We start from the raw sequence: 9,488 nt of genomic DNA, 5'->3' as shown, positions 1-9,488 counted from the left end.
GTCGTGCCGGGCCGGCACGCTGGTGACGTTGACCCCGCTGGCCTGGGTCACGGCGTCGACCAGGGGCGGGAAGTCGATCTCGGCGTCGTCGAAGGCGTCGTCGTCCGCCTCGGCCAGGTTGATCACATGCTGTACGTCGTCGGACGGGGTGTCCGGGTCCTCGGCCCACTCACCGCCGGCCCGGTAGCACTCGTCGTACAACCCGCGCTGGGTGTCGGTCCAGTCGTCGTCGTAGCTCGCCATCGTCCACCCCTTTCCGGCCGCTCCACCTGAGCATGCCGGGCGGCGACGGGCGTCGGCGGCGGTACGGCCGAAACGCGCACCGGCCGACGTTCTCGCAGCGCGACATCGGCGACGTAGTCTGCGGAGGTGATCTACAAGCTGTTGCCGACCGTCGAGTGGGACGACGCCCAGGCCGCCGGCGCCGTCGCCGGCTCGGCCGTGGACCGGCAGGACGGTTTCATCCACCTCTCCGCCGCCGACCAGGTGGTGGAGACGGCCCGCCGGCACTTCGCCGGCGCCACCGGCCTCACCCTGCTGGGCGTGGACGCCGACCGGCTGGGCGACGCCCTGCGCTGGGAACCGTCGCGGGGCGGGCAGCTCTTCCCGCACCTGTACGGACCGCTGCCGCTGACCGCTGTGGTGACGGCCCGCGCGTTGCCCGCCGACACACCGGTCGCCGACGCGGTCGCCGCCCTGCTCGACTGACGCGACGGCACCAACCCCCGCTCCGCTGACGCGACCGCGCCACCCTGGCTCCGCTGACGCGACCGCGCCAACCCCCGCTCCGCTGACGCGACCGCGCCACCCTGGCTCTGCTGACGCGACCGCGCCCGGTCCGACTGATGTCGGGCCGGGCGCGGGACGTCGTACGCGCGGGTCAGCGGCAGAGGCGGGAGATCTCCTCGGCGAACCGGTCCATGGGGTTGGCCTCGGCCGGCCCCAGCAGGTAGGTCTTCAGGTCGCGGCGTGCCTCGGTCATCGGGTCGTCGCCGGCCCGGGTGACCGCCACGATCTTCTCCAGCTCGCCACAGTCGGCGGAGAGCAGGTACGCGGCCCGCGCGGTCGGGTACTCCCGGCGGAACTCGTCCTCCGGCAGGCCCGCCGGGTTGGCCACCACGTACGGCCGCTGGCTCTGCACGAAGTCGGAGACCACACTGGACACGTCGCTGATCAGCAGGTCGGTCTGGTTGAAGCAGTCGAACAGCGCCGGCGTACGGCCGGTCACCACGAGGTGCGCGGTGCCGTCCAGGGACGCGGCGTTGGGGTTGCCGCCGGCGGCCTTGATCGCCTCGACGATCCGGTCGTGCACGGCCTTGGCCGCCTTGGACCGCGACCCGGTCAGCGGGTGCGGCTTGTAGACCAGGCGCACCCGGGGGTTGGTGGCCAGCAGGCCCTTGACGATCCGCTCACCCATCAGCACCAGCGAGGTGTGGTACGGGTCGTCGTCGAGCCAACCCTCCCAGGTGGGCGCGTAGAGCACGGTGAACGGCCGGTCCACCGACTCGGCGCCGAAGGTGTGCACCCCGGCCAGCTGCGGCCGGCCGATCTCGACGATGTCCGCGTCGAGCACGCCCACCCCGGCGCGGGCGTACCGCTCCCGGCCGGCCAGGCCCGCGACCCAGACCTCGTCGTACACCTTGCTGTAGGGGTTGACGCTGGCCTGCTTGTCGCTGTCGCCGTGCCCGACGAAGACGTGCTTCATGCCGGGCTCGCGCAGCATGTGGATGTTCGCGCCGACGTTCGCGGCGTAGAGGGCCGCGCGGACGCTGCCGAGTTCGAGGTTCATGAAGTCCACCCCGGCCGGTACGCAGATCACCGGCAGCCGGGTGTCGGCCAGCTCGGTGAACGCCTCCCGGCTGCGCATCAGCACCACCGCGCGCTGGTTCAGCGCCTCGGTCGGCGCGAGCCACATGTTGGCCTGGTAGACGTCCTTCGCCGGTCCGGCGAAGTAGAGCGCCACCTCGGGCCGGTACGTGTCGAGCCAGCGCTGCACGGCGGGCAGCAACGGGCCCTGCCCGGAGCCCCGGCCGCGCAGCCAGGTCACCGCGATGATCGCGCCCACCACCGCGGTCGCCGCCACCGTCACCGTGGCGGCCACGAGGAACGGCATCGAATCGTGCTGCACCGCGGCGGCCACCGCGGCCGGCACCAGCAGCACGTTGAGCAGGGGCATCCGCTCGCCCGCGACCGCCGCCGCCCAGGCCGGCGGCCGAGGGGCCGAGCGCAGCGGGCCCAGCTCGATGTTGCGCACCAGGGCCGACAGCGGGTTACGACGGTCGATCATGGTGGAGAGCGCGCCGGCGAACACCGAGACGACCCACACCGCCGCCGGCAGGATCAGCAGCAGGCTCAGCTCGGTGCCGTCGAGGGTGACCTCCGCGGCGACCAGCAGCACGGCCGCCAGGTCCCGGGTCAACTGCCGGTACGACCAGTGCAGGCCGACCTTCTCCAGCAACAGCTGCGACTGCGGGGACCAGCGGGCGACGGCGAACTCGCCGAGCACCGCCGCCAGTCCGGCGACGGCGAACAGGCCGACCCAACCGAAGACGCCGGCGACGAGCATGACCAGGTAGGACAACACCAGCAGCGCGCTGCGGGCGGCCACTCCGATGCGTCCTGTCAACGTGCCGAACAACGAGTTCGCTCCCTACGATTTCCGTCTTGGACGCATGCCCGTGGTGCGTCGATGACACTCCCCGTCGCGCATGGCCTACCGCGCACCAGGAGCGGCCGGCCACAGATGTGGTGATCCAGACCCCGTGCGGCGGGCGGTAGTGGTGACTGCGACCTTAACGCGAACGGACCCAGCGGTGTCGCTCGGGTATCGGGCGCACATTTCGGTCAACGCACCGGCCGTCCGCGTACCACCCCAGGACGACGCACGGGCCGCTCAGCGGACCGGGTACTCAGCCGACCCGCCGAAAACAGGTCATGGCCCCGGGTCCCCGACGCTTGGCGAACTCCTGGTAGCCGAGCTGTGGTGCCATCTCACGGGCGTACTGATTTCCGTTGTAGACACAGATGGTGCCCACGTCCAGCCGGTCGAGCGCTGACGCGAGTTCGGTCGACGTCGGGGTGGTGGCGCCGTCGGCGAAGCCCGCGAGCAGCAGCCGGTCCTTGGCGAACTGGGAGTTGAGATCGTACTCAACGAGATAGAAGTCGCGCGGAAGGACGACCCGGACCTGGCTGGTGACGACCAGGGAGGCGCGCATGATGGTCTTCGGCGCGAGCAGCAGGCCCGGGGGCCGGTCCAAGCCCTTGATCCAGAAGGCGATCGACTGGCGTTGCTGCGGCAGCTTCCAGGTGGGCCGCTCGTGCACATCGACCCAACTCTTCGCGGACCACATCGGGGTGGCGAAGAGAGCGAACGAGGCGACCAGCAGCACCGCGATCCCACCCGCCGCGGCGCGACGCAGCACCGGCGTGGGCGCCGGCACCCGGACCGTACAGAGCAGCCCGATCAGTGTCGGCAGGGCGAGCAGCCACGGCACCCGCCACAGCACCACGGAAATGCCGCTCAGCGCGCTCAACGCCTCCAACACCCCGGGGACGAACAGCACGCTCAGGGCCGCGGTCGCACCTGCGGTCAGCAGCGCGGGCGTACGTCGACGGGCCAGCAGCGGGCCGCACCAGAGAGCCAGTCCGGAGATCACGCCGACCACGCCGAACAGCAGGGTCCGCTTGTAGGTGTACGCCGCGTCGAAGAAGGCGTCGTCCGCGCCGTCCGCGGTCAGCCCGCCGAGCAGCAGACGGGACACCACGAGCGAGCCGATCGGGTACGCGAGGGCCGCCACCCCGGCCACCACCGCGGCCTTCCAGCGCCCGACCAGCAACATGGCGAACCCGGCGGCGCCGACCAGCATCGGCAGGATGATCGCGGCGGTGGTGGTGAGGCCGATGGCGGTGATCGAGAGCGCCACGATGAGGAACAGGCTGCGCCGGGAGCGGTTGTCGAACCACTCGGTCAGGTAGAGCCACATCAGCGGGATGACGGCCGACACGAACATGCCCTTGCCCTCGTAGAGCCGGGGCAGGTGGAACGTGCCCAGCGCGGCATCCCCGCCGGCGACCAGGTACAGATACGCGACGGCCACCGTGAAGGCGAGCACGGGTCGACGCGGCGCCCACCGGTGGGTCAGTCGCCACAGCGCGAGCACCGCCAGGACCGCCATGATCGGTAGCGCCACGTACCAGGTGGCCGAAGCACCGTGGATGCCGAAGACGTGGGCGAGCGCGCCGTCGAACACCTCGATCGAGGGGATCGGAGGCTGCGAACCCATCGCCGGCAGGACGTTCTCGGAGAACAGGAAGTCGTTGAGCGGAATGAGGTCCCGCTCGGCGATCCAGACTGATTTCCCGACGTAGTAGACGTCGTCGGGAGTGTTGCGGGCCAGGAAGAACGAGGAGATTCCGACCAGCACCGAGATGACGAGCGCGTACGCCGACTGCGATGCCGTGGGCATCGGCGCGACCGAGGAGGACGTCGGGCCGCTCAGCCAGACCCGACGCAGCAGCAGGATCCCACCGGTCGCGGCGAGCAGGCCGGCTACCGCCGGAATCCACCAGGTGACGGCCGCACCGGTTCCCGCCACTCCGGCGGTGACCGCGGCCACCGCGGCAGCGACGAGCACGCCGATCAGCAGACGGCGGTCGACGGGAGGCTGCGGGTCGGCCGATTCGACCGGCTCGGGCCGTTCCTCCTCGCCGAAGATCCCTCCGGGGCGCCGGCGGGCGCGCAGCACGGCCCCGACGGCGACCAGCACGCAGGCGACCAGCCAGATCCGGAAAGTCACCGACGGACGCAGATCCGCCAGGAACGCCGCGTGGTAGAGGACGGTGAAGAGCGCGAACGCGACCACGGCCCCATCGGTGAGCAGCGCCGGCGCGGCGGCCACCAGGGCGCGTACCCGGGCGGCGGGGTTCCGGTCGGGGCCCTGGCCCAGCCGGGACACCTGTTCGGGGCGCGGCGTCGGGTCCGGGTCAGTGGGCGCGACGGCGATGCTGTCGACGTTGGCCACGGGCGTCCTTCTCGTCAGGCGGATGTGGGGGCGAAAAACGGATGTCGGTTTCGTGACGGCCGGGTGTCAAGTGGGCAGCCTAGCGGAGGAGGGCGGCGCGGCCGGCCCCGCTGCGAGTGGTGTCGTGGGCTCGGTCAGCCAGGAATCGGCGCCGCCCTGGGCAGCGGTACGGAGCTGGTCGCGCCGAGCCCGGCGGCCACGGATTCGACCAGGTTGTCCAGGTAGCTGTCGGTCAGCGGCAGCCGGGCGATGGCGAGCCGCCAGTAGAGCGGGCCGACGATGAGGTCGACGGCGGCGTCCGGGTCGGTGTCGGCGGGCAGCTCGCCGCGCTGCACGGCGCGGGTGACCAGGCGGCCGCCGATCTCCTGCTGGCGGGCGTGCAGCACCTGACGCAGGGTCTCCTCGATGGCCGGGTTGCGGGCGGCCTCGGCCAGCAGGTCCGGGATGATCTGCGAGGCCAGGGGGTGGCGCAGCGCGTGCGCCACCGCCTGGAACAGCAGCGCGAGGTCGCCGCGCAGAGTGCCGGTGTCCAGCACCGGCAGCTTGCCGTGCGCCGCGGCGGCGACGATCTCCACCACCAGGTCCAGCTTCGAACTCCACCGTCGGTAGATCGCCGTCTTGCTGACGCCGGCCCGGCGGGCCACCGCCTCGATGGAGAGCCGGCCGTAGCCGACCGCGGCGAGCTCCTGCATGAGCGCCCGCCGGATGGCCGTGGTGATCTCGTCGCGCAGCACCGCAGCGCCGGCCGGGACACGCCTCTTCTCGGTCGTCACCATGGACTCTTCTCGCAGGTCACGCCCACTACAGTAGCGCAACGACGCTACGGTTGCGTCCCGACGTGTTTCGGACTACTGTCCACGCAGCGGCGAGGCGGCGCCCCGCGCACCCTTCCCACTAGGATTCCATCGTCGCGAGCAACCCGTCTGCACGAAAGATCGGAGCGCCATTTCCATGGCCACCACCGCGCTGGTCGACCCCGACACGGGCCTGACCCAGGCGCAGCTGGCCGCTCGGCACGGGCTACGGGTCGCCGGTGAGCGACCCACCCTCGCCGAGTACAGCCGCCGACTCTGGGCCTACCGGCACTTCATCGCCGCGTACGCCAACGCCAAGCTGGTCGCCTCGTACAGCAACGCCAAGCTGGGCCAGCTCTGGCAGGTGCTCACCCCGCTGACCAACGCCGCGGTCTACTACCTGATCTTCGGGGTGGTGCTGGGACAGAACGACCGGATCCCGAACTTCATCGGCTACCTGACCACCGGCCTGTTCATCTTCAACTTCACCCAGAGCGCGGTGCTGGCGGGCACCCAGTCGATCAGCGGAAATCTCGGGCTGATCCGGGCCCTGCACTTCCCTCGGGCCAGCCTGCCGCTGTCCACCACGGTGACCCAGTTCCAGCAACTGCTCGCCTCGATGGTGGTGCTGATCGGGATCGTGCTGGTCACCGGCGAGTCGATCACCTGGAAATGGTTGGTGCTGGTGCCGGCCCTGCTGCTCCAAGCGGTGTTCAATGCCGGCGTGGTGCTGATCGTCGCCCGGCTGGGCTCCAAGGCGAGCGACCTCAAGCAGGTCATGCCGTTCCTCATGCGTACCTGGATGTACGGCTCCGGCGTGCTCTACAGCGTCAGCCTCTTCGCGCGGCTGCCCGGCTGGGCGGCGACGCTGGTCCAGTTCAACCCGCTGCTGGTCTACATCGAGCTGGCGCGCTACGCGCTGCTGGACGAGCCGCCGATGCTCAACGAGTCGCTGACCCAGCTCTGGCTGGTCGCCGCCGGGTGGGCGCTGGTGGCCGGCATCGGTGGCTACATCTACTTCTGGCGCGGCGAACAGGAGTACGGCCGTGGTTGATTCCCTGCGGGCCGCCGACGAGGCGACCGTGTCCCTGCCCGTGCTGGCGCAGGAGCGGATCCCCACCGTGGTGGTGGACGACGCACACATCATCTACCGGGTCCACCAGGGTGCCACCGGTGGCACCACTCCGGTGGCCGCGCTGCGCCGGCTGGTCAAGCGCACCAACGCGCCGAACGTCCGGGAGGTGCACGCGGTCAAGGGCGTCTCGTTCACCGCGTACCGGGGCGAGGCGATCGGGCTGATCGGCAGCAACGGCTCCGGCAAGTCCACGATCCTGCGGGCCATCGCCGGCCTGCTGCCGGTCAACCGGGGCGCGATCCACACCCAGGGGCAGCCGTCGCTGCTCGGCGTGAACGCCGCGCTGCTCAACGACCTGTCCGGCGAGCGCAACGTCGTCCTGGGCTGCCTGGCGATGGGCATGCACCCCGACGAGGTGGCCAAGCAGGCCGCGGGCATCATCGACTTCTCCGGGATCAACGAGCGGGGCGACTTCGCCAGCCTGCCGATGCGCACGTACTCCTCCGGGATGGCGGCCCGCCTGCGGTTCTCCATCGCCGCCGCCAAGAGGCACGACGTGCTGCTCATCGACGAGGCGCTCGCCACCGGCGACAAGGGCTTCCGCAAGCGCAGCGAGCAGCGGGTACGCGAGCTGCGCGAGGGCGCCGGCACGGTGTTCCTGGTCAGCCACCAACTCTCGTCCGTGCGTGACACCTGCGAACGGACGATCTGGCTGGAATCGGGCGTTCTCCGGATGGACGGCCCCACCGACGAGGTCATCCGCGCATACGAGGCGTACGCGAACAGCAAGTAGAGTGCCGGCCAACCTCCGGCATCGACACGGCACCAGGACCGCGTCGCCCGCATTGGGGCGGCGCGGTCCGCGCGTTAAGGTTCATTCCGTCGCCGCTCGGGCGGAACCTTCCGTTAACGCAATTCTGAGAGTGAGGATCCGGCAATGACGCAGGACCAGACCACTGGCCCGGACGCCGCAACGGAGACCCCCGCACCGTGGCGGCCCTCGCGGACAGTGGCCGTGGTGCTGGCCGGCGGCACCGGGACCCGGCTGGGCCTCGGCATCCCCAAGCAGCTGCTGAAGATCGCCGGTAAGCCGATCATCGAGCACACCCTGGCCGTCTTCGAGGCCGCTCCGGAGATCGACGAGATCATCGTGCTGATGGCCACCGGCCACGTCGAGGACGCCCGGCAGATCGTCGAGAAGGCCGGCCTGCGCAAGGTCACGAAGGTGATCGAGGGTGGCGACACCCGCAACGCGACCACCCGGATCGCGCTGGACGCGGTCGGCCCGGCCGACTGCAACATCCTCTTCCACGACGCGGTTCGCCCGCTGCTCAGCGGCCGGATCGTCCGCGAGTGCGTGAACGCGCTGTGGACCTACGACGCCGTCGACGTCGCCATCCCCTCCGCCGACACGATCATCCAGGTGGACGAGAACGACTGCATCACCGACATCCCGGTGCGCTCCCGGCTGCGCCGGGGACAGACCCCGCAGGCGTTCCGCTCCCCCACCATCCGCGAGGCGTACCGGATCGCCGAGGGTGACCCCGACTTCGCGGCCACCGACGACTGCGGCGTGGTCCTGCGCTACCTGCCGGGCACCCCGATCAAGGTGATCGACGGCTCGGACGAGAACATCAAGGTCACCCACCCGGTCGACGTGCACCTGGCGGACAAGCTCTTCCAGCTCGCCGCGGCGCAGGCGCCCCGGCTGACCGACCACCGCAGCTACAGCGAGGAGCTGACCGGCCGCACCATCGTGGTGTTCGGCGGCAGCTACGGCATCGGCCACGAGCTGACCGAGCTGGCCCGGCGCTACGGCGCGCAGGTCTTCCCGTTCAGCCGCTCCACCACTGGCACCCACGTGGAGCGCGCCGAGGACGTCGAGGCCGCGCTGACGACCGCCTTCGAGGCCACCGGCCGGATCGACCACGTGGTCGTCACCGCCGGGATCCTGGAGAAGGGCGCCCTGGCCGAGATGGACGAGGAGACGATGGACCGGGTGTTGCAGGTCAACTTCGTCGGTCCGGTGACCATCGCCCGGCAGGCCCTGCCGTACCTCCAGCAGACCAAGGGCCAGCTGCTGCTCTACACCTCCAGCTCGTACACCCGGGGTCGGGCCCGCTACGCGCTCTACTCGGCCACCAAGGCCGCCCTGGTCAACCTGACCCAGGCGCTCGCCGACGAGTGGGCCGACGTCGGCGTCCGCGTCAACTGCATCAACCCGGAGCGGACGGCCACCCCGATGCGGACCCGGGCGTTCGGCGAGGAGCCGGAGAACACCCTGCTCGCCGCGGAGGCCGTCGCCCAGTCGTCGCTGGACGTGCTGATCTCCGACCTGACCGGTCAGGTCATCGACGTACGCCGGGCGCCCGGTGACGGTCCGTCGGTGCCGGCCCAGTCTGCGCGGGCCGAGGCGGCGGCGGCCGTGACCTCCGCGAGCTGACGCGGGCGACGGAACTCCGACGGCGGCGAACGGAACGACATGCGTGGTGACCTGGTCCGAAAGCTGCTTGCCCGGTGCCTGAGCGTCGGTCTGGCGGTGCTGGCGTTCGTCGTGGTGGCGTTGACCGGCGCCACCGGGTGGGGGCTGGCGCTGGC

General features: G+C 70.9%; 8 protein-coding genes. 4 read left to right on the top strand and 4 right to left on the bottom strand.

Annotated features, from left to right (window positions below):
* The coding region (locus AB0J68_RS18780; RefSeq protein WP_363939624.1) for a hypothetical protein at positions 1 to 243 on the bottom strand (243 nt) is incomplete at its 3' end.
* A 126-nt stretch (positions 244 to 369) separates the two neighbouring features.
* Here AB0J68_RS18780 and AB0J68_RS18775 point away from each other — a divergent pair.
* A complete protein-coding gene (locus AB0J68_RS18775; protein ID WP_354862097.1) occupies positions 370 to 708 on the top strand; it encodes a DUF952 domain-containing protein in 339 nt (112 codons plus the stop codon).
* A 172-nt stretch (positions 709 to 880) separates the two neighbouring features.
* Here AB0J68_RS18775 and AB0J68_RS18770 read toward each other — a convergent pair whose 3' ends face one another.
* The 3 genes from AB0J68_RS18770 to AB0J68_RS18760 all read right to left on the bottom strand — a co-directional run bounded on the left by AB0J68_RS18770 (position 881) and on the right by AB0J68_RS18760 (position 5,755).
* Entirely contained in the window at positions 881 to 2,638 is a 1,758-nt protein-coding gene (locus AB0J68_RS18770) for a CDP-glycerol glycerophosphotransferase family protein (protein WP_363939622.1), read from the bottom strand.
* Positions 2,639 to 2,909: 271 nt separating this feature from the next.
* Positions 2,910 to 5,021, bottom strand: a complete 2,112-nt coding sequence (locus AB0J68_RS18765) for a DUF6077 domain-containing protein (protein ID WP_354862093.1) — start codon at positions 5,019 to 5,021, stop codon at positions 2,910 to 2,912.
* Between the two features lie 134 nt (positions 5,022 to 5,155).
* Positions 5,156 to 5,755, bottom strand: a complete 600-nt coding sequence (locus AB0J68_RS18760; protein WP_354862104.1) for a TetR/AcrR family transcriptional regulator — start codon at positions 5,753 to 5,755, stop codon at positions 5,156 to 5,158.
* A gap of 217 nt (positions 5,756 to 5,972) precedes the next feature.
* On the opposite strand from AB0J68_RS18760, the gene AB0J68_RS18755 reads away from it, so the two are divergent.
* The 3 genes from AB0J68_RS18755 (at position 5,973) to AB0J68_RS18745 (ending at position 9,333) form a co-directional block, all read left to right on the top strand.
* Positions 5,973 to 6,869 carry an ABC transporter permease gene (locus tag AB0J68_RS18755; protein ID WP_354862092.1) on the top strand — a complete coding sequence of 299 codons (897 nt, stop codon included), beginning with the start codon at positions 5,973 to 5,975 and terminating at the stop codon, positions 6,867 to 6,869.
* Between the two features lie 4 nt (positions 6,870 to 6,873).
* Complete coding sequence (locus AB0J68_RS18750; RefSeq protein ID WP_354862102.1) at positions 6,874 to 7,683, top strand: ABC transporter ATP-binding protein; 810 nt, start codon at positions 6,874 to 6,876, stop codon at positions 7,681 to 7,683.
* A gap of 144 nt (positions 7,684 to 7,827) precedes the next feature.
* A complete protein-coding gene (locus AB0J68_RS18745) occupies positions 7,828 to 9,333 on the top strand; it encodes a bifunctional cytidylyltransferase/SDR family oxidoreductase (protein ID WP_354862091.1) in 1,506 nt (501 codons plus the stop codon).
* Positions 9,334 to 9,488 lie beyond the last annotated feature (155 nt).

The sequence above is a fragment of the Micromonospora sp. NPDC049580 genome, from assembly GCF_040675595.1.
Lineage (GTDB): Bacteria > Actinomycetota > Actinomycetes > Mycobacteriales > Micromonosporaceae > Micromonospora.
This window is presented reverse-complemented; position numbering and strand designations above follow the sequence as displayed.

Coding starts and splice junctions, on each gene's coding strand:
- AB0J68_RS18755 (WP_354862092.1), top strand. CDS start 5,973: ATGGCCACCACCGCGCTGGTCGACCCCGACACGGGCCTGACCCAGGCG.
- AB0J68_RS18745 (WP_354862091.1), top strand. CDS start 7,828: ATGACGCAGGACCAGACCACTGGCCCGGACGCCGCAACGGAGACCCCC.